The organism is Pseudomonas sp. Nvir (assembly GCF_963778085.1).
Classification (GTDB): domain Bacteria; phylum Pseudomonadota; class Gammaproteobacteria; order Pseudomonadales; family Pseudomonadaceae; genus Aquipseudomonas; species Aquipseudomonas juntendi.
In genome coordinates this window covers 3,207,733-3,231,201 of the sequence record NZ_OY970405.1, presented here as the reverse complement: position 1 = coordinate 3,231,201, position 23,469 = coordinate 3,207,733, and the positions used below count along the sequence as shown (strand labels likewise).

Sequence of the window (23,469 nt, the reverse complement as noted above, 5' to 3'; positions counted from 1 at the left end):
TTTGCCCCTTTGGTGTTGCCGCTTGCCTGCAGGCGGCTTTTTTCCAAAATCTATCTAGTCATTGCGTCTTCAAATAGCACGTAATGGCCTCTTGGTTCCTTGGTCTGGAATAAAAACCTCCCTTTACTATGGCCGTTAAGGACTCTCCGATCAAGTCACCACAGGCCGTCTGACCTGTGCTGAAATAGCCCTCCGTCCAACTGCCCTCTCCAAACCCTCCATCCCATGAGTCAGATGAGCTTTTCCGATTTCGAGTACGCCAGTAAGCGCAAGCAAACCCGCCGTGAGCGTTTCCTGGCCGAGATGGAACAGGTGGTACCGTGGAGCGGTTTGCTGGCATTGATCGAGCTGCATTACCCAAAGGCTGGCGGTGGCCGCAAGCCGTACCCACTGGAAACCATGCTGCGTATCCACCTGCTGCAAAACTGGTTTTCGCTGAGCGATCCAGCCATGGAAGAAGCGCTGTACGAAATCACGTCGATGCGCCAGTTTGCTCGACTGACGCTCAACGCGCCGATCCCCGAAGACACGACGATCATGAATTTCCGGCACCTGCTGGAGAAGCATCAGCTCGCGGCTGGGATTCTGGAAACCATCAACAACTACCTGCAAGACAAAGACCTGTCGTTGCGCCAGGGCACGATTGTCGACGCCACCATCGTCCACGCGCCCAGCTCGACCAAGAACAAAGAAGGCAAGCGCGATCCGGAAATGCACCAGACGAAGAAAGGCAACCAATACTTCTTCGGCATGAAAGCGCATATCGGCGCCGATGCTGAGTCGGGTCTGGTGCATCACGTCCACGGCACCGCCGCCAACGTAGCTGACGTGACGGAGGTCGCTTATCTGTTGCACGGTGACGAAAACGTTGTCTGTGCCGATGCGGGCTACACCGGCGAAGAGAAACGGCCTGAGCACGACGGTCGGCCAGTGATCTGGCAGATCGCTGCGCGACGCAGCACCTACAAGCACTTGAGCAAACGCAGTGTTCTCTACAAAGCCAAACGTCAGATCGAGAAGGTCAAAGCGCAGACACGGGCGAAAGTCGAGCATCCCTTTCGAGTGATCAAGCGCCAGTTCGGTTATGTGAAAACCCGCTTCCGTGGGTTGGCCAAGAACACGGCGCAACTGACCACGCTGTTTGCCCTGTCGAATCTGTGGATGGTGCGCCGGAAATTACGGCCCACTGCGGGAGAGGTGCGCCCGTGAGGGCAGATAACCAAGGCGTTGCCTTGATTATCCAATAATCAGCGTCTGAAATCGGGCTTTTCGGCGTTCCCAAGCCGTCCATTTTCGGATGATGAGTAACTTGTTCGGAGTTTCCTTAGGCCATAGTTTTTTTCGTCCCCGTTTTTTCAGAAGCTGAAATTGTCTACAAAGTGGCGTTTGATATGCCTAGTGAATAGGCATTATCCAATGCGCTGTGCATCCAGTGTAGCAAGCGCTTCTTGCAAGGTGTGGAATGCAGGCTCTAGAGTGATGGCGAGCTGATCGGCCCGCTTTGTTGGTATCCAAGCGCGCCTGCCCAGAAAAAGCTCGTCGCCAAATCGTTTGCGAAGCTTGGCTATAGTGTTACTGATTGCTGGCTGCTTCACCCCCAAACGTTCAGAAGCTCTTGTTACACCGCCCTCACGATAAACCACCAAAAAAGTGATCAGGCTATGCAGATCTGCTTCCAGCAAAATTTTCTCAAGGTTCTGCATGTTGACCCCGCATATTGGTTTCCATAAATAAGGATCTAAAGGAGATGCTTCGGCAATTGGATGTCAAGCACTCCATCAGCGCTGTGAAACTAGAGCTTGAGAATTGTTCTATCATATGTTCTTGATCATTCCAAAAGCCGCTTATGATCATCGAGCTGAAATTTTTGTGTGGCGCAATTATTGAATGGTTCATGCAGCCCGGCTCTGTTCGGAGCACATTGACCAGCTCGTCAATGACTAGAAGAACATCATCGTCAGGACGGTTGTCAAAGCGGATTTCTAATGCGCTTACTGATATCAACTCCATTGCTATTCCTCTCGAATAAACATTGGTGATGACTCACCACTTTGGATCGAAAAAGCGTTTAAGTATTTTCTTGAAATACGGGCAGCGCTATAGCAAGTCGCTGCCCATAATTTCAGTTTTGGCTCATATGCCAGCCGCCACCAAGCGCTTTATAAAGTTGCACTTCACTGTTGATTTGATCAAGCTGGTCGTTTAACAGCTTCTGCTGTGAGGCGAATAGCTCGCGCTGAGCATCCAATACAGTCAAATAGCTATCAATACCCTGGTTATATCGCTGCTGAGCTAGGTCAAAGTATGATTTATAGTTGTCGACTAGCTCGCGTTGGGCGCTAAGTTGCTTGCCAAATGTTCCCCTCGCAGCGAGTCCATCGGCCACCTCTCGAAAAGCTGTTTGGATACTCTTTTCGTAGGTCGCAACATTCACATCTTTCTGAATTTCTGCGTAATCGAGATTGGCTCGCAACTTTCCTGCATTGAAGATCGGCACACTAATTTGTGGGGCGAAGCTCCAGTTGTCGGATCCGCCGTTGAACAAGCCGTCCAGATCGCTGCTTGCTGAACCCACTGAAGCTGTCAGGCTAATGCGGGGAAAGAAGGCCGCACGAGCCGCGCCGATATTGGCATTTGCGGCCAGAAGTTGATGTTCAGCGGCACGAATGTCTGGTCTGTTGAGCAGCAGATCCGCTGGTAGCCCCGCTGGAACCTTACTTAGGGCGCTCATGGCCAATGGCGAGCCGTGCGGCAAATCAGATGGAATCTTGCTGCCCAGCAACAATTGCAGTGCGTTCACATCCTGCGCGATACGTCGGGTGTACAAGGCCTGCTGAGCCTGGGCTTGGTTAACCAAAGTCCTGGCCTGTCGAACATCTAGCTCAGACGAAGTGCCTGCTGCTGCACTGGAGTCGATCATTGCCAAGCTTTCAACATAGCTGGTCAGCGTGGCGTCCGTCAGCTCCAAAAGCGCTTGGTCAGTTCGCCACAGAAAATAAGTGGTAGCCACATCGCTTATGAGGGCGATCTGAACGCTGCGCTGCGCTTCCTCTGTAGCCAGATACTTCTCAAGCGCTTGGCTCGATAAGCTTTGGATACGGCCAAACAAGTCCAGCTCATAGGCAGTTACCAGGCCAACTTGGTACTGGCTGTCGATACGAGAGTCGCCTGTGGAGGACAAGTCGTCCGGTAAACGGGTTCGATTTCCGGATGCATCGCCATCAAGCGTGGGAAACCGCTCCGCTCTCTGGATGCGGTAGAGCGCCCTGTAAGATTCAACATTTTTGGCAGCGATCCGAAGATCTCTGTTGTTATCAAGCGCCACACCTAAGAGGCGGACCAGCGCTGGATCTTTGAAGAACTCCTTTGTCTGTGGAAGAGCCGCTGCGGCACCCCGCTGATCCTCTTGTCCTTCGTAAGCCTGACCCGCAGGCCATTGCGCCTGTACAGGTGAGGCTGGCTGCTGATAGTCGGGGATCAAGCTGCATCCGCCGAGCATCAGCAACGCAAACACGGGGAGCGACTTAAACTTCATGAGTCACCTCCTTCGTTTGTGACTTTCGTTTCATGAACCCTTCAAACAACTTGACTACCACCACATAGAACAGTGGAACAAAGAAGACGGCCAGTACGGTTGCGGTGATCATTCCTCCGACCACGCCCGTAGCAATCGAATGCTGACTACCAGCCCCTGCACCGGAGGCGATGGCCATCGGAAGCACACCAAAGGTGAATGCTAGCGAGGTCATCAGAATCGGACGCAGACGCAGCTTGGCGGCCTCAATCGCAGCCTTGACGATCGGATAGCCTTCCTTCTCGTACAGCTCTTTCGCGAATTCCACGATCAAAATGGCGTTCTTAGCCGACAGACCAACAGTGGTCATCAAGCCGACCTGGAAGTAAACATCCGCGGTCAGGTCGCGCCACAGCGTCGCCAATACCGCACCCAAGATGCCCAGAGGAACGACCATGATCACCGAGACCGGTACCGACCAGCTTTCATACAGTGCGGCGAGGCACAGGAACACAATGAGCACAGTCAATCCGTAGAGCAAAGGTGCCTGATCCCCAGTTTGGATTTCCTCATAAGACAGACCGGTGTAGCTCAGGCCGATGCCTGCTGGCAGCTGCTGCATGATTTCAGCGATGGCAATCATCGCGTCACCAGTGCTGTATCCAGGGGCTGGTTCACCGAGGATGTTCAGGGAGGATATGCCGCCGTAGCGCTCCAGTTTTGGTGAACCGTTCACCCACTCACCGGTTGCAAACGCCGAGAACGGAACCATCTGGCCAAGGCTGTTGCGCACGTACCATTTATCGAAGTCTTCAGGGGAGATTCGGGAGATATCTTCGCCCTGGACGTAAACCCGCTTAACCCGGCCGCGGTCGATGAAATCGTTGACGTACATCGAGCCCCAGGCTGCCGACATCGTTTCGTTGATTGCCGCGATGCTCACTTGCAGCGCACGGGCCTTCTCGTCGTCGATGTTTACCTGGAACTGCGGCTCGTCGTCCTTACCGTTTGGACGCACTGCTTGGAGATTGGGGTTTTCGCTTGCCAGCTGCAGGAATTGGTTGCGAGCGTTCATCAACGCTTCGTGGCCAAGACCAAGGTTGTCCTGGAGGTACAAGTTGAAGCCCATTGCGTTGCCCATCTCCAGAATGGCAGGGGGCACGAACGCCATGACGCTGGCATCTTTGATCTTTGCAAAATGCTGGTTAGCCCGTTGCGCGATGCTGAATACGTCTTGGCCAGCGCCGTGACGATCCTTCCAATCCTTGAAGGTGATCAGCACCAGACCCGAGTTTTGACCACGACCAGCGAAGTTGAAACCATTCACTGTCATGAAGTGCTCAACCAACGCCCCTTCATCATTAGCCAGGTAGTCTCGGACCTCTTGAAGTACACCCTCGGTGCGCTCCGCAGAAGCGTTCGCCGGTGTGCGTACTTCGATCATCATCAAGCCCTGATCCTCATTGGGCAAAAATGCCTTCGGGATCTGAGTGAACAGATAGCCCGTTCCTCCAGTGATGAGCAAGAACGCAAGCAGGTATCTACCGCGCCCCTTCAGCATTGCGCCGACCCCTCGTTCGAAGCGCAGCGTGCCGCGGTCAAAGATTCGGTTAAACCAGCCGAAGAAGCCCTTTTTCTCGTGGTGGTGATCGCCTTCTGGAGCCTTGAGGATGGTCACGCAAAGTGCTGGGGTGAACACAAGAGCAACAACGATCGACAATCCCATGCAGACCACGATGGTGATCGCGAACTGTTGGTAGATGATGCCAGCGGAGCCACCAAAGAAAGCCATCGGCACGAATACAGCCGACAGCACCATGCCGATACCCACCAAGGCCCCGGAGATCTGGTCCATCGACTTGCGTGTAGCCTCAAGGGGCGTCAAGCGCTCGTCGTGCATGAGCCGCTCTACGTTCTCGACCACGACGATCGCATCGTCGACCAGCAAGCCGATGGCAAGCACCATGGCGTACATGGTGAGTACGTTGATATTGAGGCCGAAGTACGGCAGAAGCGCGAATGTGGCGAGTAGCACCACAGGAACTGCCAAGGTTGGAATCAGTGTTGCCCGGAAGCTCTGCAGGAACAGATACATGACCAGGAAGACCAGTACCACTGCCTCGAAGATGGTGTGCACTACCGACTCAATTGAAGCATCCACGACGGGTGTTGTGTCATATGGATAAATGACCTCTACACCGTCTGGCAGATAGGCTTTTTGCTGCTCCATCAGCTTCTTGACCGCTTCTACAGTCTCCAGCAAGTTGCCACCGGTGGACAAACGAAGCGCCAGGCTTGCGGTTGGCGAGTCCTTGTATTGTGCAGAAATGGCGAAGCTGTCAGCCCCCAGTTCCGCGCGCCCGACGTCCTTCACTCGTACCTGGGAGCCGTCCGCGTTCACCTTGACCAGAATCTCATCGAACTGGCTCGGCGTTGTCATACGCGTTTTGCCGAGAACGGTCGCATTCAGTTGCACGCCTGAGCGAGTTGGTAAACCACCCAGCTGGCCCGAGGAAACCTGGACGTTCTGCTCTCGAATGGCATTGGCGACGTCGGTAGGTGTCAGTTGGTAGCTGTTGAGCTTGCCAGGATCCAACCAGATACGCATCGCGTAAGGGGAACCAAACAGCTGGAAATCGCCAACCCCAGGGATGCGCGAAATTGGATCCTGAAGCTGTGAAGCAATCAGGTTACCCAGATCGAAGTTATCGAGCTTGCCGGAGCGATCCACCAAGCTCATGACGAGGAAGAAGTTCATCTGGTACTTCACCACGCGAAGACCCTGACGCTGAACCTCCTCCGGCAAACGGGGTGTCGCCAGCTGCAGCTTGTTTTGCACCTGAACCTGAGCGATATCCGGATCGGTTCCTTGTTCAAAGGTCACGATGATGGTCATGCTACCGTCAGAGGCACTCTCAGCCGACATATATCGGAATCCATCGAGACCACTAAGCTGTTGCTCAATAACCTGAACCACCGTGTCCTGAACGGTTTGTGCAGACGCACCAGGGTAACTGACTTGAATCGACACGGCAGGGGCCGCGATGTTTGGATATTGGCTAATCGGCATCTTGGCCAGCGACAGCGCGCCGGCAAGCATGGCTACGATAGCGAGAACCCAGGCGAAAATCGGCCTGTCGATGAAAAAACGAGACATGAATCGTGCCCCCTCAGTTAGCCGAGGCTTCAGTGATAGCGGCGAAGCCGTCTGTCAAATTGACATTTTTGGCCTCTACCGCATTGACGGCGATGCCGCTGCGGACTCGTTGAACACCCTCGGTCACGATTCGTTCTCCTTCGGTCACGCCTTTGCTGATCAGCCAAGCGTTGCCCACAGTTCGGAGTGTCTGAACCTCACGAGACTCGACGGTATTGTCGGCGTTCACTACCCAGACGCTTGGCACCCCTCGCGTGTCTCGGCTGATGGCTTGCTGCGGTACCAGGATCGCAGCCTTCTGCACACCCTCCTTCAGCAGAGCATGAACAAACATGCCTGGCAGTAACTTGCGATTAGGATTTGGAAACTCAGCGCGAAGGGTCACAGAACCTGTTGTGGGGTCAACGCTGACCTCTGAAAACTTCAGAGTCCCCTGCAACGGATACGCGCTTCCGTCATCCAAAGTCAGGCTCACCTTGCGGATTCCACGGTCATCTGGCCACCCATTCCATAAGCATCTGACCACCGATTCCACGGTGATCCGGCCACCCATTCCACGCGTATCCGACCACTGATTCCACGGTCATCCGGCCACTCAACCGGGCAGGCAGTAACGCAGGATTTCTTCACTACCATCGACCTCTTTTTCGAAGCAGAGAGGTCGTCGTGGAGCGTTTATCCATGCGTAAGATTCGCGAAGTACTTCGTCTCAAGTTCGAGGTCGGGCTATCGGCTCGCCAGATTGCCGTCAGCGTGCAGATCGGTCGTGTCACTGTCGGCGATTACCTCAACCGCTTTGCCGCCAGCGGTCTAGCCTGGCCCTGTTCGTTGTCCGATTCCGAGCTGGAGCAGCAACTGTTCCCACCGCCCCCTGCGGTGCCCAGCGAGCAACGGCCATTGCCCGATTGGTCTTGGGTGCATGCCGAGCTACGCCGGCCGGGCGTGACCTTGGCGCTGCTCTGGCAGGAGTATCGCCTGAGCCAGCCGAAAGGCTTTCAGTACAGCTGGTTCTGCGAGCACTACCGAGCCTGGCAGGGCAAGCTGGACGTGGTGATGCGCCAGGAGCATCGCGTCGGTGAGAAGCTGTTTGTCGACTACGCCGGGCAGACGGTGCCGGTGATCGACCGCCACAGCGGCGAGATCCGCCAGGCGCAGGTGTTCGTCGCGGTGCTTGGCGCGTCCAGCTACACCTTCGCCGAAGCCACTTGGTCGCAGCAGTTACCGGACTGGCTGGGCTCCCATGTCCGCTGCTTCGCCTTTCTCGGCGGCGTGCCGGAAATCGTGGTGCCGGACAACCTGCGAAGCGCGGTGAGTAAGAGCCATCGCTACGAGCCGGACATCAACCCGAGCTACCGCGATCTGGCCGAGCACTATGGCGTGGCGGTGGTGCCGGCGCGGGCGCGTAAGCCGCGCGACAAGGCTAAGGCTGAGGTCGGCGTGCAGGTGGTCGAGCGCTGGATCCTCGCCGCGCTGAGGAACCGCCAGTTCTTCTCCCTGGACGAACTCAACAGCGCCATCGCCTTATTGCTGGAGCGGCTCAACCGACGACCGTTTCGCAAGCTGCCGGGCTCCCGGCACTCGGCCTTCGAAGCCCTGGATCGTCCAGCGCTGAGCCCACTGCCGGAGCAGCCCTACGTCTATGCCGAGTGGAAGAAGGCGCGCGTGCATATCGACTATCACGTCGAGGTCGATGGGCATTACTACTCAGTGCCCTACCAGTTGGTGAAGAAACAGCTGGAAGTACGGCTGACGGCGCGCACCGTCGAGTGCTTCCACGCCAACCAGCGGGTGGCCAGCCACCTGCGCTCGCCACACAAGGGCCGGCATAGCACACAGACCGAGCACATGCCCAAGAGCCATCGCGAGCATGCCGAGTGGACGCCGCAACGGTTGATCCGCTGGGCCGAGCAGACCGGGCCGCACACCGCCGGCGTGATCAGCCACATCCTCGAACGGCGCATCCACCCAACCCAAGGCTACCGGGCCTGCCTGGGCATCCTGCGCCTGGGCAAGACCCATGGCGAAGTGCGCTTGGAGCTGGCCTGCCGACGCGCCCTCAGCCTCGGCGCGTGCAGCTACAAGAGCCTCGAATCGATCCTGCGCCAGGGGCTGGAAAACCTGCCGCTGGCCCAGCAGCACCTGCCCCTGCTGCCGGACGACCACGCCAACCTGCGCGGCCCCGGCTACTACCACTGAACACAAGGAATCCCACCATGCTGCCCCATCCGACCTTGGACAAGCTCCAGACCCTGCGCCTGACCGGCATGCTCAAGGCACTCGCCGAGCAACTGAAAACCCCCGACATCGACAGCCTGAGCTTCGTGGAACGCCTCGGCCTGTTGGTCGACCGCGAACTGACCGAGCGCGACGACAAGCGCCTCAGCAGCCGCCTGCGTCAGGCCCGGCTCAAGCACAACGCCTGCCTCGAAGACATCGACTACCGCAGCCCGCGCGGACTCGACAAGGCGCTGATCCTCCAGCTGAGCAGCGGTCAGTGGTTACGCGACGGACTCAACCTGATTATCAACGGCCCGACTGGCGTCGGTAAGACCTGGCTGGCCTGCGCCCTGGCCCACCAGGCCTGCCGAGAGGGTTACAGCGTGCGTTACCTGCGCTTGCCGCGCCTGTTGGAAGAGTTGGGCCTAGCCCACGGCGACGGGCGCTTCGCCAAGCTGATGAGCGGCTATGCCAAGACCGACCTGCTGATCCTTGATGACTGGGGTCTGGCCCCGTTCAACGCGGAACAGCGCCGCGACATGCTGGAGCTACTGGACGACCGCTACGGCCAGCGCTCGACCATCGTGACCAGCCAAATGCCAGTGGACAACTGGCACGAACTGATCGGTGATCCGACTCTGGCCGACGCCATCCTCGACCGCCTGGTGCACAACGCTTATCGGATCAACCTCAAGGGTGAGTCGATGCGCAAACAGACGAAGAAATTGACGACACCGGGCACCTCAGACTAACAATGCCCCCCCTGCGTCGCTGCGCTCCGACTGCCCGGCCGGATGGCCGTGGAACAGGTGGCCAGATGGCCGTGGAATGCCTGGCCAGATGAGAGCGGACTGGGTGGCCGGATGGCGTGGAATCCGCAGCTCACCTCAGCCTGGTTTTCGCCTGTGTTCTGAAGACGACCTGACTCCAATGCCTTCTGCAACCCAAGAAGCTTTGTGATCGGCTGTGTGACGTCTACATAAATGGGGTCCAGTTGAGTAACGGTGGCGAGCGATTGTGCTTGGCCGTTAGTAACGAGGGCACCCTCAGTGACTGTCGAGCGACCGATGCGGCCTGATATCGGTGAAAGCACTCGGGTGTACTGAACGTCGATGCGAGCGATCTGGTAGTCGGCTTCCGCTTGTTTCCATGCGGCAAGCGCATCGTCGTACTGCTGCTTGCTGACCGCCTTGGTCTTCAACAGCGTTTCATAGCGTCGAGCCAGGTTTTCTGCACTCGTTCGATTCGCTTCTGCGCGACGCAACTGCGCCTCATAAGTCCGCGGGTCAATCTGGTAGAGCTGCTGACCAAGCTTGACTTCAGTTCCCTCAATAAACGATCGCTTTTGAAGTATTCCCGACACCTGTGGGCGTACTTCCGCTACCCGGAAGGCAGAGGTTCGACCTGGCAGGTCAGTCGTCAGGGTCAGAGGCTGTGAACGCACGGTGTACACGCCCACGTCAGGTGGAGGAGTTACCGAGCTCACCTTTTCTTTTTCACCACATCCCGTAATCAGCAACAGCGCGGTTAGGGGAATTATGTGCAATGCACGCGAAGGTCGTTTTTGTCTCACCGTTTGGCTCCATCTCTCCGCCCCTATGACAGGGCTTTTTGATTTCTGAATCATGATGTGGGAGAGTGTATCATTATGCGATACTGCAGATGCAAGCGAGCATAGAAGACCGTTGGTCGAGGTTTACCGATGTAGGCGTTTCAGATGTGTGGCTGGCTAGCCGAGGCTGGGAGCTCTAAAGTGGCGGCCATAGAGAAGGTCGCAGCTGTGCGCGCAGAGGAGAGATATGAATCAATCAGATGAAATTGTTGGCAAGGCAGGAGGCATTCAAGTCATTGCCAGAGCAGCCTCGATCATGCGAGCGCTTGGCAGTCACCCGCACGGATTGAGCTTGGCGGCTATTGCGCAAGTGGTCGGGCTACCGCGATCGACCGTCCAGAGAATCATCAACGCTCTGGAGGAAGAGTTCCTGGTTGAGGCTCTGGGTCCTGGCGGAGGCTTCCGGCTTGGCCCTGCCCTTGGCCAGCTTATAAATCAGGCCCAATCAGACATTCTTTCTTTGGTGAAACCGTACTTGCGCTCACTGGCTGAAGAGCTTGATGAGTCGGTCTGCTTGGCTTCTCTAGCCGGCGATAAAATCTATGTGCTGGATCGCATCGTGTCAGAGCGAGAGCTGCGGGTGGTTTTCCCGATTGGCATTAATGTGCCCGCAACTGCGACCGCCGCAGGTAAAGTTCTGTTGGCAGCGTTGCCAGAGGAATCACTGGCAACAGCGCTCGGTGATCAACTTCCAGTGTCCACACCAAAAACGCTAGGACGGCAGGCGCTTATCAAACAGCTGAGTGAAGTCAGGGCGAGCGGCGTGGCAAGCGATCTGGATGAGCATATTGACGGTGTTTGCTCATTCGCAACGCTCTTGGATACCTACCTTGGCTACTATTCTCTCGCAGTCGTGATGCCGAGTTCTCGGGCGAGCAAGCAGCCCGAAACGATCAAAAAAGCTCTGCTTTTGAGCAAGCAAAACATTGAGCGCGCTATCGGTCGCGCGTCAAAAAAGACGCCCTAGATAACATGGCCAGGAAGACGTCAGCCGAGGCGGAGGAAACCCGACAGCGCATCATTGATGCGGCTGTTGAGGTGTTCGCTGCTCAAGGAGTTCCAGACGCTACGCTAGACCAAATAGCTCGGATGGCAGGCGTCACTCGTGGCGCCGTCTACTGGCATTTCAACGGGAAGCAAGAGGTGCTTCAAGCAGTGCTGTCATCTCGGCAGCATCCACTTGAACTGGAGTTCTCTGGGGAGGAGGGGATCGAACTCTCGTGGGAGGCAGTTGTTACAGCCACGCTTGAAGCTGTTCATAGCCCCCAATCGAAGCAGTTCTCGGAGATTTTGATTTATCAGGCAGTGGACGAGTCAGGTCTGATCCATGGCCGACTTGTGCAAGCAAGGAACCGATTCCTGCAGTACATTCATCAAGTGCTTCGGCGTGCGATTGCTCAGGGTGAACTGCCGTCAACTCTAGACCTTCACACCTCGATCGCCGTCTTCAAGGGGTTGATCACAGGGCTCCTCTATGAGGGGCTACGAAGCCATGACCAACCGCCTCAAGTCATCCAAATCGCATTGAGATCATTCCTGGCGTTACTCAAGGAGCCTCCTCGCCACTTGCAGTGCGAGGAGGTTCAAGGTTCAAGCCTAACCACAACAGAGTGTCGCTAGCCGTAGCGCCATTGCTGCGACCAATTAGATCGCCAGCGCCCGCTCGCGCAGCTCGCTGTTGAGGATGCGGTCGTTCTCGCTGTAGTCGACCGGGCAGTCGATGATGTGGACGCCAGGATTAGCAATGCAGTGATCCAGCAGCGGCAGCAAGGCATCCGCGCTTTCCACACGGTAGCCATTGGCACCGTAGGCCTCGGCGTATTTGACGAAGTCCGGGTTGCCATAGTCTAGGCCGAAATCGGTGAAGCCCATGTTGGCCTGCTTCCAGCGGATCATGCCGTAGCCGTCGTCACGCAGGATCACCACGGTGATGTGCATGTTTAGGCGCACCGCGGTCTCAAGTTCCTGACTGTTCATCATGAAGCCGCCGTCGCCGCACACGGAAATTACCGGGCGATCCGGGTACACCAGGTGCGCGGCCATGGCCGACGGCAGGCCGGCGCCCATGGTCGCCAGGGCGTTGTCGAGCAGCGCGGTGTTGGGCTTGTGCGCCTTGTAGTTACGGGCGAACCAGATCTTGTAGATGCCGTTGTCCAGGGTCACGATGCCTTCGGACGGCAGCACGCGACGGATGTCGGCGACCAGGCGCTGCGGGTAGACCGCGAAGCGGTTGTCGTCGGCGCTTTCGGCGATCTGCGCTTCGTTGGCTTCACGGATGGCCATCAGGCGGGTGAAGTCCCAGTGCGAGGTATCGCCCAGGCCTTCGGCGATCTGCCAGACGGCGTTGGCGATGTCGCCGATCACTTCGACCTGCGGGAAGTACACGGCATCGACTTCGGCGGAGCGGAAGCTGATGTGAATGACTTCGGTGCCGCCACGGACCATGAAGAACGGCGGCTTCTCGATCACGTCGTGGCCGATGTTGATGATCAGGTCGGCCGCTTCGATCGCGCGGTGGACGAAGTCACCCGACGACAGCGCGGCGTTGCCCAGGAAGCGCGGGCTGCGCTCGTCGACCACACCCTTGCCCAGCTGGGTGGTGACAAACGGGATGCCGGTCTCGTCGATCAGCTGATTGAGGACCTTGGCGGTCATCTTGCGGTTGGCGCCGGCACCGATCACCAGGTTCGGACTGCGTGCGGTGCGCAGTTTTTCGATGGCGGCTTCGATGGCCACATGCTCGAGCGTATTTGGCGACGCCAAGATGACTACGGCCTTGCTCGACCGATTGACACACCACTGCCACATCGTCGAGACAGGGAATGAATCGTACCGCCTGCAAAACAGCACCCTAGGGGCCAAGACCAAGATCCAGGCGAGGGAGCGTAGACGGCAGGATGTCGAGGAATCGGAGGACGATCCGTTTTGACCTCTTTGGGCTGGCCTTGCTGAGTGCAGGGTCAGCACTTTTACGACGCTGACGACTGCTAGGTTTATCCACAATTGCCGGGGTCTAAATCGGCAAGCAGCCCTGGGTCATTTTTCAATCGGCAGGGTGGGTCAATTTTCAATCAGCGCCGACAGTGCAGCGTGAGGGAACGCCAGATGTCCTCAGCGTAGGCCTGTGTCACTGAATCCTTTTTCAGCTCATACCAGGCCGTCGCCACGTTCTGGAAAGTGTGCTCCTTCGCTGCCTTCTTCGCTTGCTGCACTGCATCCCGTTTTTCTTTGGGGTCGATGCCGTGAGCGAGGAGCTCGCGTGCCTCAACGGTGCGCTTGCGGGCTTGCGCCAATGAAACTTCGGGGAAGGTCTCGAGGCCCATATTGATCCGGTTCTTTGTCACCGGATGCCGGTAGTTGAAGTTCCAGAGCTTAGAGCCATTACTTCTCACTCGCATTTGAAGGCCGTCACCATCGCTTAGGACATAGTCCTTCTCTTGAGGGTTGGCGGCTTTGACTTTGAGGTCCGAGAGGCGGGTGGCTTGAGCGCACATGCGGTATTCCAAGAGCGGTTTCGGTATTCCAAAAACTACCAGTAGATGGCTTGGAATACCACTTGGAATACTGAATCTCATAGATCCTGTTGGACGCTATCGGACCCTGATAGCGCTGAAAGCCCCGTATTTACTGGGTTTCAGGCACAAAAAAAGACGTCCATGGACGTCTTTAGATGGTTATTTGGTGGAGCAAACGGGAATAGAACTGGCGTCCTGTCTGATGCGCTCGGTTGGTGATCCGACCAGAGCAGAACTGGTAGGATTGCGGGCATCAAGGGTCGGATTCCGCACCTTTCCGCAGGAGTTTGCAGCGGTCGTAAGGCGCTGAGTTACATAGGTTTGGCGCAGGGTTCTACCCCTCCGAGCCCCTGCAGGAGTTCGAATCGTTACGTACGCCCCCCCAGAAACCCTCACTAGCCCGCACGGCACGATGCTAGGTCGTTGATTTTCAAAAAATCGCTCGATCGATCCGCGCTTGCGGACTGCGGACTTCCAATGGGCCGGAAATCTGGCTCGCCCAGTCGGCTCTCGGTACCGACACGTTGCAAACAGTCGGTACTTCTCGATAACTACCCGACGAATCGGAACATCTCAGCTAGCCCTGATGTTGCCCCTGCTTGCTGACGCAGCTTGGAAGTTCTGGCTGCAATATTGCCCCCCCAATCGCTGTGGAAAGTAGCTCCCTGGGCAAGTGCAATCGAGGGGGGGATCGCTGCGTAGGGCCGTGTGCCCCTCATCCTGCAGCGTGACCTGATTGGATCAAGGCCGGGTTGTCATGCAGGCAGTTTCGCTGCAAGCAGTTCGACCTTCTCGATATTGGGCGGAGAACTGAGCAAGGTCGCGGCGTTGGCCATCAAGGCCGCGGCGATCTGGCCGTTCAGATGTGCTTGGCGACCTGCCTCATCGGCAAAGGCATCGAACACACCGAACGTCGAAGGGCCAAACTTCAATGCGAACCAGGCAGTGGTGCCGGACTCGGCGTTGGCGAGAGGCAGTGCGCTGGCCAGGAAGTCGGCAAGCGCAGCCTCCTGGCCGGGTTTGGCTTCGAGGCGAACAAACAGGGCGAGCTTGGTCATACTATAATCCTTTGGGTAACTGGGTTAGATGAATGGATCGACGAGCCTGCAGTTTACGTCTTCATGACAGCCATCTCTATAGACAATAATGACAACATTGATATCATTGTTGCCATGAAACTCCACATCCTTGTTTGTGATGGCGTGTTTGATCTGGGGCTTGCGGCGCTCACCGACACAGTGGGCTTGGCCAACGCGATGTCGGGCTCGCTGCCACAGGCTCCCGCGCCCATCGAGATCACGCTGGTGGGCGTGCGGCGTCGCATCCGAACTGCGCAAGGCTTGACGGTCCCCGTGGTCACTGCGCGTGGTGTGCCGGAACCAGACGTCGTGCTCGTGCCCGCGTTTGGTGAAAAGATGCCTGACACGCTCTCGGCTCGGCTCACACGCCCCGACGTGCCCGATGCGGTCGCCGTGCTACAGCAGTGGTCCACCGCTGGCGCGCACCTTGGTGCCGCCTGCTCCGGTAGTTTCTTGCTTGCAGAGAGTGGCCTGCTTGATGGGCATCGTGCGACGACGTCATGGTGGCTGGGGCCGATGTTTCGGCAGCGCTATCCGAACGTCACGCTGGACGAGTCACGCATGATCGTGAACTCGACACACTTCACTACCGCGGGTGCCGCTTTGGCCCACGTCGACTTGGCCTTGCGCATCATCCGGGGGCGCAGTCCGGCGCTGGCGGCCCTAGTAGCACGCTATCTGCTGGTCGAGGCACGCAGTTCGCAAGCCGAGTTCGTGATTCCCGACCACCTTGCGCATGCCGATCCGATGGTGGAGCGCTTCGAATGCTGGGCCAGACGTCGGCTCGCGCAGGGGTTCTCGCTGGCCGAGGCGGCCAGCGCCGCGGGCACAAGCGAGCGCACCTTGGCGCGGCGGCTGCAAAGCGTTTTGGGCAAGACACCGCTGTCGTATTTCCAGGACCTCCGTGTGGAGCATGCCGTCCATCTCTTGCGCACCGGAAACGCGAGCGTCGACCAAGTCGCCGCACAGGTCGGGTACTCGGATGGGGTGACCCTGCGGGCCCTGTTGCGCCGCAAGCTGGGCCGGGGTGTCAGGGAGTTGCGACGCGGTGGATGACCAGAGGCGTTTGGTGTATGTACTGCTGGAGACCACCGGGAAACTGACGCAGGCCAAACGGCGCATTTGGACCTGATAAAACTACTGGGCCACGTTATTTGAACTGGTTTGCTAGGAGGGTGTAGACAAAATCAAGTAGTAAGCCGACGGGCCAGCATGCGAGCTTCAGCCAACCATACCCCATGCCGCACTTACATCGAGCAAACGATCGTGATGCATGATCAGCCGCCTGGCTCGTTCATTCCAGGCGTGAGTTCGTTCCACTACCCAGCGCCTGGGCATAACCACAAAACCACTCGGTGCTGGCGTTGCCGCAAACAGGTCGCCTTGTTCTGAATGCCATTTACCGGTACGGCGATTATTCGATCCTCTTATGACCTGAACCTGGACAGCATGAATGTCTTGCGTCCGCTGAGCCCACTTTCCGGCGTAGGCACTGTCAACGAACAGAGTATGCACGGATGGGTATTTGCCCATCGAGGATGTCACCGCGTCGTCCGCCGCGTCTCGATCCTGCACGCTGGCTGCACTGATACTCACTGCCAAGAGCAGGCCCAGGGTATCAACGACCAGACTTCGCTTGCGCCCTTTGACCTTTTTGCCGGCGTCGTACCCACTTTCTCCGCCTTGGGGAGAGCCACGAGTTGACTGGGAATCGAGAACAGCGGCTGACGGCTTTTCATCACGATCCATCCGCTCTCGCCACTGGGCACGAAGCCGGTCGTGCATTTGCTCGAATTTGCCCTGAGCACTCCACCGTCGAAAGGTTTTATAGACGTTGTCCCAATGCGGAAACTCATGAGGCAGCATTCGCCATGAGCATCCCATGCGCACGACATAGCAGCACGCTTCCAAAAGCGTCCGTCGGGAGTGACGAGGCGGCACGCCACGGCCTCCCGAGACTTCAAACAAATCAGCGACCAGCGTCCATTCTGCGTCCGTCAGACAACTGGGGTAGCGCTGTTCCGGCAACTGACGCCGATGGGCCTCGGTGTAACCATAAGACTTACGAGGCTCGGGTGGCTGGAAGCTACCTTTGGCTCGTTCCTTTACACGAACGATCCTGGCCAGCTTGAGTGCTTTGGCAAAGGTGTCGGGATGAGCGGTGATACCCGTTTCAGCACGGAATGCTTGCGCCAGTTCGGCTTGGCTGGAATAGGGTTGCGCATGAGCGAGTCTGGTCAGCAGAGGGTAATGCTCCGCAGCGATTACGGGCGGGCGTCCGGTTTTAGGCATGGTGCAATGCTGTGTAGGCAAGGGACAAGCAGCTTACTTTATTTTGTCTACACCCTCCTAACGCTAGTACGAGCATTGTGCATGGCGCTACAGGCACTCCGTTATTTGACCTATGGATATGTATTCATGTAAGGGCAGGCGGTTCCCTGAGCCAAAGCGTGCATACATTAGTGTGCAGATAATGAGCAAAAGCCACCGTGGCGTTGCCTGAAGCGCTTCAGTGGGATAGATGAATCAGAGCAGCTTGCTTTAATTATGGCGTATCAGATGAGGGGATAAATAGGCTCTATCAATCCATAAGATCGTTTGATTGGTGCGTAAATATTGTGAACATTAATATCCGTTTGCTTCGTGTGCCGGGGAATGGGTTTCAGCACTTGTCGACATCTCGGAAGTGCGCACGCCCGTTGTTGGTGATTGCAACACTGGCTCAATTTTTGGTGGTTCATGAGCGAGCGCCACGGCGGAAATTTAGTTACAGAAAGTCGGACTCGCTTAAGGAGGGCGCTATGGCGCTTGGCAGAAGACAGTTTTTCAAACTTTGCACCGCCGGTGCTGTGGCCAGCACCACGGTCGCACTAGGATTTGGCCCCGCCGTGGCTAACGCCAGCCAATCGCGCCAGTACAAACTGCTGCGCGCCAAGGAAACCCGCAACAACTGCACCTATTGCTCGGTGGGTTGCGGTATTCTGATGTACAGCCTGGGCGACGGAGCGAAAAATGCCAAGGCGCGAATCTTTCACATCGAAGGCGACCCGGACCATCCGGTTAGCCGCGGTTCGTTGTGCCCCAAGGGTGCCGGCCTGGTTGATTACATTCACAGTGAACAGCGCCTGCAATTCCCTGAATACCGCGCCGCGGGCTCAGACCAGTGGCAGCGGGTCAGCTGGGACTATGCCATCGACCGTATTGCCCGCTTGATGAAGGACGACCGCGACGCCAACTTCATTGCCAAGAACGCTCAGGGTGTCACGGTGAACCGCTGGCTTTCCACCGGCATGCTTTGCTCCTCCGCCGCCAGCAGCGAGACGGGCGCACTCGACCAGCGCTTCACCCGTGCCTTGGGCATTCTCGGTACCGACAGCCAGGCTCGGGTGTGCCACGCGCCGACCGTTTCGGCCCTGGCCCCGACTTTCGGCCGCGGTGCGATGACCAACAACTGGGTCGATATCAAGAACGCCAACGTGGTACTGATCATGGGTGGTAATCCGGCCGAGGCGCACCCGGTGGGCTTCAAGTGGGTGATCGAGGCCAAGATCCGCAATGGCGCAAAGGTTATTGTGGTCGACCCACGCTTCAACCGCAGCGCCTCGGTGGCCGATATATACGCCCCCGTGCGCGCAGGCTCCGACATCACCTTCCTTATGGGCATGGTCAACTACCTGCTGACCCACGACCGCATCCAGCACGAATACGTGCGTGCCTACACTAACGCCTCGTTGATCGTGCGCAGCGACTACAGCTTCGATGATGGTCTGTTCAGCGGCTACGACGCCAAGAGCAAGCGCTATGACCGCAGCTCCTGGGCTTACGAGCTCGACGAGCACGGCCACGCCCGCCGCGACATGAGCCTGAGCCACCTGCGCTGCGTGTACCATCTGCTCAAACAACACGTCAGCCGCTACACGCCGGAAGTGGTCAGCCAGATCTGCGGTACGCCCATGGAGGACTTCCTGGAAATCTGCGAGATCATGGCCAGCACCAGCACGCCGGACAAGACCGCGACCTTCCTGTATGCCTTGGGCTGGACCCACCACACCACCGGCGCGCAGATGATCCGCGGCTCAGGGATGATCCAGTTGCTGCTGGGCAACATCGGTATGGCTGGCGGCGGCGTCAACGCGCTGCGCGGTCACTCCAACATCCAAGGCTATACCGACCTGGGCCTGCTCTCCCAGCGGCTGCCGGGCTACATGAACCTGCCGTCTGACAACCAGGCCAGCCTGGACACTTACCTCAAGCAGAGCACGCCCAGCGCCCAGTTGCCTGATCAGGTCAACTACTACCAGCACACCCCCAAGTTTTTCATCAGCCTGATGAAGAGCTTGTATGGCGACAAGGCCACCCGTGAAAACGATTGGGGCTTCGACTGGTTGCCCAAGTGGGACGACAGCTACGACGTGCTGAACTTCTCAAACCGAATGTACGAAGGCAAGGTCAACGGCTACATCGCCCAGGGCTTCAACCCCATCGCTGCGTTCCCCGACAAGAACAAGGCTGCCGAGGCCCTGGCCAAACTCAAGTTCCTGGTGATCATCGATCCGTTGGCCACCGAGACCTCGAGCTTCTGGCAGAACCACGGCGAGTCCAATGACGTCGATCCGGCGCGGATTCAAACGGAAGTGTTCCGCCTGCCTTCGAGCTGTTTTGCCGAGGAAAACGGCTCGATCGTCAACTCTGGCCGTTGGCTGCAATGGCATTGGGCTGGCGCCGCGCCACCTGGCGAGGCGTGGCATGACGGCAAGATCCTCGGCCATCTGTTCATGAAACTGCGTGAACTCTACCGCACCGAGGGCGGTGCGTGCCCCGAGCAGGTGCTGAACATGGCTTGGGATTACAAGAACCCCTACGACCCTGAACCCGAGGAAGTGGCTAGAGAGTCCAACGGTTACGCCCTGGCCGACCTGCACGATGACCAGGGCAATCTGATCCTGCGCAAAGGCCAGTTGCTGGACAGCTTCGGCCAGCTACGCGACGACGGCAAGACCGCCTGCTTCAACTGGGTGTTCGCCGGCTCCTGGACCGAGGCCGGAAACCAGATGGCCCGCCGCGACAATGCCGACAGCGGCTTGGGCTGCACTCCGGGCTGGGCCTGGGCCTGGCCGCAGAACCGGCGGATCCTTTACAACCGTGCCTCGGCCGACCCGCAGGGCAAGCCCTGGGACGCCAAGCGCAAGGTCATCGGATGGGACGGTAGCCGCTGGAGCGGCATCGACGTGCCGGACTTCCCGGTCAATGTCGCGCCAGGCACTGCAACCAACCCGTTCATCATGCTGCCCGAAGGTGTCGGCCGGCTGTTCTCGGTGGGGGGCATGAACGACGGCCCGTTCCCCGAGCATTACGAACCGACCGAAAGCCCGATTGCTCACAATCCGCTGCACCCCAATGTTAGCAAGAGCCCCACCGCGCGCCTGTACGACAGCGATCGGGTGCGCATGGGTAACCGTGAGGAATTCCCCTACGTGGCCACAACCTACTCGATCACCGAGTTGTTCCGCCACTGGACCAAACACTCCAGGCTTAACGCGATCATCCAGCCCGAGCAGTTCGTCGAGATCGGCGAGGCACTGGCCAAGGACAAAGGCATCGTCCAGGGTGACCTGGTTCGCGTCAGCACCAAGCGCGGTTACATCAAGGCCAAAGCTGTGGTCACCAAGCGCATCCGCCGCCTGCAGATCGACGGCCAGCCGGTCGACACTGTCGGCATCCCGTGCCATTGGGGCTATGAGGGCACGACCCGCAAGGGCTTCCTGGCCAATACCCTGACCCCGGGTGTAGGCGAATCCAACTCCAATACCCCGGAATACAAGGCGTTCCTGGTAAACGTGGAAAAAGCCTGACGGAGCAACAGACATGTCCCTACAATCCCAAGACATCATCCGCCGTTCTGCCACTCACGCCTTCACGCCCGCGCCACGTGCACGCGATCACCAGGCCGAAGTGGCAAAGTTGATTGATGTGAGTATCTGCATCGGCTGCAAGGCTTGCCAAGTGGCGTGTAATGAATGGAATGACCTGCGTGACGAAGTGGGTCATAACGTCGGTGTGTACGATAACCCCGCCGACCTCACCGCCGACACCTGGACGCTGATGCGCTTCGATGAGCATGAGAACGAGGCCGGCAAACTGGAGTGGTTGATTCGCAAGGACGGCTGCATGCACTGCGCCGACCCAGGCTGCCTGAAAGCCTGCCCGCAACCCGGCGCGATCATCCAGTACGCCAACGGCATCGTCGACTTCCAGTCCGAGCATTGCATCGGCTGTGGTTACTGCGTCGCCGGCTGCCCATTCGATGTTCCGCGTATCAGCAAGAAGGACAACAAGGCCTACAAGTGCACGCTGTGCGTTGACCGGGTGACGGTAGGTCAGGAGCCAGCTTGCGTAAAGACCTGCCCGACCGGGGCGATCAACTTCGGTAGCAAGGCCGACATGCTGGTGCAAGCGGAGGAGCGCGTCACCGAGTTGCACGGTCGTGGCTATGCCGGTGCGGGCATCTACGACCCGCAGGCGGTGGGCGGCACTCACGTGTTCTATGTGTTGCAGCACGCCGACAAGCCGCAGTTGTACCACAAGCTCAACCCAGACCCACGCATCAGTCGAGCAATCACCGGCTGGAAGGGCTGGCTCAAGCCGGTGGCAGCTGTGGCGTTCTTTGCCACGCTGGCCGGTACTGTCTTCCACTACATCGGCGTAGGTCCCAACGAAGTCGAAGAAGACCAGAAGGAGCAGGCGTGATGAACAAGGACACACTGATTCTGCGTACCCGCTTGATCGACCGTGCCAGCCACTGGTTCATGGTCATCTGCTTCTTCATGGTGGCCCTGTCAGGGCTATCGTGGTTCTTCCCGTCGCTGAACTGGCTCAACGGCGTCTTCGGCACGCCGCAGCTGGCGCGCATCCTGCACCCGTTTCTGGGCGTGGTGGTGTTCGTGGTGCTGATGTTCCTGTTCGTGCGTTTCGTCAGGTACAACCTGCCCGAGCGCCAGGACGTCATCTGGTTTCGCAACGTCAAGTCGGTGCTGGCGGGCGATCACAGCCGGCCGCTGCAGATCGGCAAGTACAATGCTGGGCAGAAGATCCTGTTCTGGGGAATCATGGGCCTGATCAGCCTGCTGATGCTCAGCGGCGTGGTGATCTGGCGGCCCTGGTTCGCGCATTACTTTGAGATTCCGCTGATTCGCATCGCGTTGTTCACCCATGCCGTGGCCGGTGTATCGCTGATCCTGCTGATCATCGGGCACGCTTACCTGGCCTTCTGGGTCAAGGGTTCGATTCGCGGCATGGTCACCGGTTATGTATCGCGACGCTGGGCCAAGTCCCACCATGACCGTTGGTACCAAGAGATCTCCAAGGGTGACAAATCATGAGCAGCATCAAGCTCAAGCCGGTGGAGCAAGCTACTGGTGGAGTAGGAGATATCAGCCCCTTGTTGTTGCCTGTCTTGAGCAATTACTTCGCGGAGCGGGCGGTGCGCTTGCGCCAGTTGGCCGAGGGGCACGAGCAGGCCGCGTATCTGATGTTCGCCGCCCGTGTGGCCGAGGCCCAGCAAGTGGTCCTGGCCAGTCTACCGGTGACGGCTGATGAAGTGCATACATTGGCGGATCTGCTGGGCCATGGCGCTCCGCTGGACGTGAGGCGACTGCCGCGCTCGGCGTATTGGCAGGTGGCGCTTGTGCAACTGATCGAGCAGCTACGGTCAGAGGCGAGCGCCTCGGTGGCCATGGCCCTGGACACCATCACCGGCATGAGCGCCGCGCAACGTGAATCCTGCGCGGAGCATTTGCTCGAAGGCCGTTACGAACAGGTCGACAGTGGCCAGGCAGTGTTGTTCTGGGCAGCGCTGACGCTGTATTTCAGCCAGCTGGCCGAGGTCCTTCCAGCTACTGCTCAGGCCTTGGTAGGTGAACAGCGTCAGTATTGTCCGGTGTGCACCAGCGCGCCAGTGGCTAGCGTTATCCTGACGGGCAAGCGCGCCGGTCTACGCTACTTGCACTGCGGCTTGTGCGAAAGCCGCTGGCATATGGTGCGGGTCAAGTGCAGTAACTGTGAAGGCACCGGTAAGCTCGATTACTGGTCGCTGGACCAGCAGGACAGCCCGAGCAAGGCCGAGAGTTGCGGGGACTGTGGGAGTTACCTCAAGGTGTTCTACCCCGAGCACGACCTGGCACTGGAACCGGTGGCCGATGACATCGCTTCATTGGTGCTGGATGCTGAGCTCGAAGCGCAAGGGTTTTCACGAAGCAGCGTTAACCCCTTTCTGTTCCCAGGGTGAAAAATCGGGTGCTTTAGTGACTTGAGCGGCAACGCGGGGTATTGGTAGGTAACGTTTGCAAAAACGCCACCTGCGAAAGGCCCCGTTAGCC

General features: G+C 58.0%; 15 protein-coding genes and 6 pseudogenes. 11 read left to right on the top strand and 10 right to left on the bottom strand.

All coding sequences use genetic code 11. The annotated features are described in order from the left end of the window. Positions 1–225: 225 nt before the first annotated feature. Entirely contained in the window at positions 226–1,209 is a 984-nt protein-coding gene (locus AACG97_RS15555) for an IS5 family transposase (RefSeq protein ID WP_225786224.1), read from the top strand. 200 nt (positions 1,210–1,409) lie between these two features. Here the strand turns inward: AACG97_RS15555 and AACG97_RS15550 are convergent, their stop codons facing one another. The 5 genes and pseudogenes from AACG97_RS15550 to srpA (AACG97_RS15535) form a co-directional block, all read right to left on the bottom strand. After that, complete coding sequence (locus AACG97_RS15550) at positions 1,410–1,703, bottom strand: LysR family transcriptional regulator (RefSeq protein WP_046482805.1); 294 nt, start codon at positions 1,701–1,703, stop codon at positions 1,410–1,412. After that, positions 1,690–2,010 carry an antibiotic biosynthesis monooxygenase gene (locus AACG97_RS28075; protein WP_356632388.1) on the bottom strand — a complete coding sequence of 107 codons (321 nt, stop codon included), beginning with the start codon at positions 2,008–2,010 and terminating at the stop codon, positions 1,690–1,692. Before AACG97_RS28075 ends, AACG97_RS15550 begins: the two co-directional genes overlap by 14 nt. 112 nt (positions 2,011–2,122) lie before the next feature. Continuing rightward, entirely contained in the window at positions 2,123–3,535 is a 1,413-nt protein-coding gene (gene srpC / locus AACG97_RS15545) for a solvent efflux RND transporter outer membrane subunit SrpC (RefSeq protein ID WP_197886417.1), read from the bottom strand. Continuing rightward, positions 3,525–6,671 carry a solvent efflux RND transporter permease subunit SrpB gene (srpB, locus tag AACG97_RS15540; protein ID WP_197886418.1) on the bottom strand — a complete coding sequence of 1,049 codons (3,147 nt, stop codon included), beginning with the start codon at positions 6,669–6,671 and terminating at the stop codon, positions 3,525–3,527. Before srpB ends, srpC begins: the two co-directional genes overlap by 11 nt. Positions 6,672–6,684: 13 nt before the next feature. Then, positions 6,685–7,149 (bottom strand): annotated as a pseudogene (gene srpA, locus AACG97_RS15535) (solvent efflux RND transporter periplasmic adaptor subunit SrpA); the annotation flags it as partial. A gap of 203 nt (positions 7,150–7,352) precedes the next feature. Between srpA (AACG97_RS15535) and istA the strand changes: the two are divergent. Both istA and istB read left to right on the top strand, forming a co-directional pair. After that, positions 7,353–8,867 (top strand): IS21-like element ISPpu23 family transposase, encoded by a 1,515-nt coding sequence (gene istA / locus AACG97_RS15530; protein ID WP_058167704.1) that lies wholly within the window; start codon positions 7,353–7,355, stop codon positions 8,865–8,867. 17 nt (positions 8,868–8,884) lie between these two features. Next, positions 8,885–9,640, top strand: a complete 756-nt coding sequence (gene istB, locus AACG97_RS15525) for an IS21-like element ISPpu23 family helper ATPase IstB (protein ID WP_046622600.1) — start codon at positions 8,885–8,887, stop codon at positions 9,638–9,640. A 128-nt stretch (positions 9,641–9,768) separates the two neighbouring features. Here istB and srpA (AACG97_RS15520) read toward each other — a convergent pair. Continuing rightward, a pseudogene (srpA, locus tag AACG97_RS15520) lies at positions 9,769–10,461 on the bottom strand (solvent efflux RND transporter periplasmic adaptor subunit SrpA); the annotation flags it as partial. A 226-nt stretch (positions 10,462–10,687) separates the two neighbouring features. On the opposite strand from srpA (AACG97_RS15520), the gene srpS reads away from it, so the two are divergent. Both srpS and AACG97_RS15510 read left to right on the top strand, forming a co-directional pair. Then, entirely contained in the window at positions 10,688–11,467 is a 780-nt protein-coding gene (gene srpS, locus AACG97_RS15515; RefSeq protein WP_197886420.1) for a solvent efflux transporter transcriptional repressor SrpS, read from the top strand. 5 nt (positions 11,468–11,472) lie between these two features. Continuing rightward, on the top strand, positions 11,473–12,120 hold the full coding sequence (locus AACG97_RS15510; protein WP_197886421.1) for a TetR family transcriptional regulator: 648 nt from the start codon (positions 11,473–11,475) through the stop codon (positions 12,118–12,120). 24 nt (positions 12,121–12,144) lie between these two features. Here the strand turns inward: AACG97_RS15510 and AACG97_RS15505 are convergent. Further along, positions 12,145–13,242, bottom strand: a pseudogene (locus AACG97_RS15505) (acetolactate synthase large subunit); the annotation flags it as partial. Here AACG97_RS15505 and AACG97_RS15500 point away from each other — a divergent pair. Further along, positions 13,241–13,429, top strand: a pseudogene (locus AACG97_RS15500) (ATP-binding protein); the annotation flags it as partial. The pseudogenes AACG97_RS15505 and AACG97_RS15500 overlap by 2 nt on opposite strands. 154 nt (positions 13,430–13,583) lie before the next feature. Here AACG97_RS15500 and AACG97_RS15495 read toward each other — a convergent pair. Together AACG97_RS15495 and AACG97_RS15490 are read right to left on the bottom strand one after the other, a co-directional pair. Continuing rightward, positions 13,584–13,994: pseudogene (locus AACG97_RS15495) on the bottom strand (integrase arm-type DNA-binding domain-containing protein); the annotation flags it as partial. 776 nt (positions 13,995–14,770) lie between these two features. Continuing rightward, positions 14,771–15,073, bottom strand: a complete 303-nt coding sequence (locus AACG97_RS15490; RefSeq protein ID WP_007182542.1) for a putative quinol monooxygenase — start codon at positions 15,071–15,073, stop codon at positions 14,771–14,773. Between the two features lie 63 nt (positions 15,074–15,136). Here AACG97_RS15490 and AACG97_RS15485 point away from each other — a divergent pair, with 63 nt between their 5' ends. Beyond that, positions 15,137–16,150 (top strand): GlxA family transcriptional regulator, encoded by a 1,014-nt coding sequence (locus AACG97_RS15485; RefSeq protein ID WP_174215759.1) that lies wholly within the window; start codon positions 15,137–15,139, stop codon positions 16,148–16,150. Between the two features lie 131 nt (positions 16,151–16,281). On the opposite strand, the pseudogene AACG97_RS15480 reads toward AACG97_RS15485, so the two are convergent. Beyond that, positions 16,282–17,386: pseudogene (locus tag AACG97_RS15480) on the bottom strand (IS5 family transposase). A 509-nt stretch (positions 17,387–17,895) separates the two neighbouring features. Here AACG97_RS15480 and fdnG point away from each other — a divergent pair. From fdnG to fdhE, 4 genes are read left to right on the top strand one after another with little or no spacing between them, the layout of a single operon-like run. Then, a complete protein-coding gene (gene fdnG / locus AACG97_RS15475) occupies positions 17,896–20,946 on the top strand; it encodes a formate dehydrogenase-N subunit alpha (protein WP_197886618.1) in 3,051 nt (1,016 codons plus the stop codon). Between the two features lie 13 nt (positions 20,947–20,959). After that, positions 20,960–21,841, top strand: a complete 882-nt coding sequence (fdxH, locus tag AACG97_RS15470) for a formate dehydrogenase subunit beta (protein ID WP_197886619.1) — start codon at positions 20,960–20,962, stop codon at positions 21,839–21,841. Beyond that, the gene (locus AACG97_RS15465; RefSeq protein WP_197886620.1) at positions 21,841–22,473 is read left to right on the top strand and encodes a formate dehydrogenase subunit gamma; all 633 of its coding nucleotides are present in this window, start codon (positions 21,841–21,843) and stop codon (positions 22,471–22,473) included. The genes fdxH and AACG97_RS15465 overlap by 1 nt, the downstream gene beginning before the upstream one ends. Further along, positions 22,470–23,378, top strand: a complete 909-nt coding sequence (fdhE, locus tag AACG97_RS15460; RefSeq protein WP_197886621.1) for a formate dehydrogenase accessory protein FdhE — start codon at positions 22,470–22,472, stop codon at positions 23,376–23,378. The genes AACG97_RS15465 and fdhE overlap by 4 nt, the downstream gene beginning before the upstream one ends. The last annotated feature ends 91 nt before the right edge of the window (positions 23,379–23,469 follow it).

Excerpts from the sequence above, each read along its gene's own strand:
- fdxH (WP_197886619.1), top strand. The coding sequence starts at position 20,960 with ATGTCCCTACAATCCCAAGACATCATCCGCCGTTCTGCCACTCACGCC.
- AACG97_RS15485 (WP_174215759.1), top strand. The coding sequence starts at position 15,137 with ATGACAGCCATCTCTATAGACAATAATGACAACATTGATATCATTGTT.
- AACG97_RS15555 (WP_225786224.1), top strand. The coding sequence starts at position 226 with ATGAGTCAGATGAGCTTTTCCGATTTCGAGTACGCCAGTAAGCGCAAG.
- fdnG (WP_197886618.1), top strand. The coding sequence starts at position 17,896 with ATGGCGCTTGGCAGAAGACAGTTTTTCAAACTTTGCACCGCCGGTGCT.
- AACG97_RS15550 (WP_046482805.1), bottom strand. The coding sequence starts at position 1,703 with ATGCAGAACCTTGAGAAAATTTTGCTGGAAGCAGATCTGCATAGCCTG.
- istA (WP_058167704.1), top strand. The coding sequence starts at position 7,353 with ATGCGTAAGATTCGCGAAGTACTTCGTCTCAAGTTCGAGGTCGGGCTA.
- AACG97_RS15490 (WP_007182542.1), bottom strand. The coding sequence starts at position 15,073 with ATGACCAAGCTCGCCCTGTTTGTTCGCCTCGAAGCCAAACCCGGCCAG.
- srpC (WP_197886417.1), bottom strand. The coding sequence starts at position 3,535 with ATGAAGTTTAAGTCGCTCCCCGTGTTTGCGTTGCTGATGCTCGGCGGA.
- AACG97_RS15465 (WP_197886620.1), top strand. The coding sequence starts at position 21,841 with ATGAACAAGGACACACTGATTCTGCGTACCCGCTTGATCGACCGTGCC.
- srpS (WP_197886420.1), top strand. The coding sequence starts at position 10,688 with ATGAATCAATCAGATGAAATTGTTGGCAAGGCAGGAGGCATTCAAGTC.
- AACG97_RS28075 (WP_356632388.1), bottom strand. The coding sequence starts at position 2,010 with ATGGAGTTGATATCAGTAAGCGCATTAGAAATCCGCTTTGACAACCGT.
- AACG97_RS15510 (WP_197886421.1), top strand. The coding sequence starts at position 11,473 with ATGGCCAGGAAGACGTCAGCCGAGGCGGAGGAAACCCGACAGCGCATC.
- fdhE (WP_197886621.1), top strand. The coding sequence starts at position 22,470 with ATGAGCAGCATCAAGCTCAAGCCGGTGGAGCAAGCTACTGGTGGAGTA.
- istB (WP_046622600.1), top strand. The coding sequence starts at position 8,885 with ATGCTGCCCCATCCGACCTTGGACAAGCTCCAGACCCTGCGCCTGACC.
- srpB (WP_197886418.1), bottom strand. The coding sequence starts at position 6,671 with ATGTCTCGTTTTTTCATCGACAGGCCGATTTTCGCCTGGGTTCTCGCT.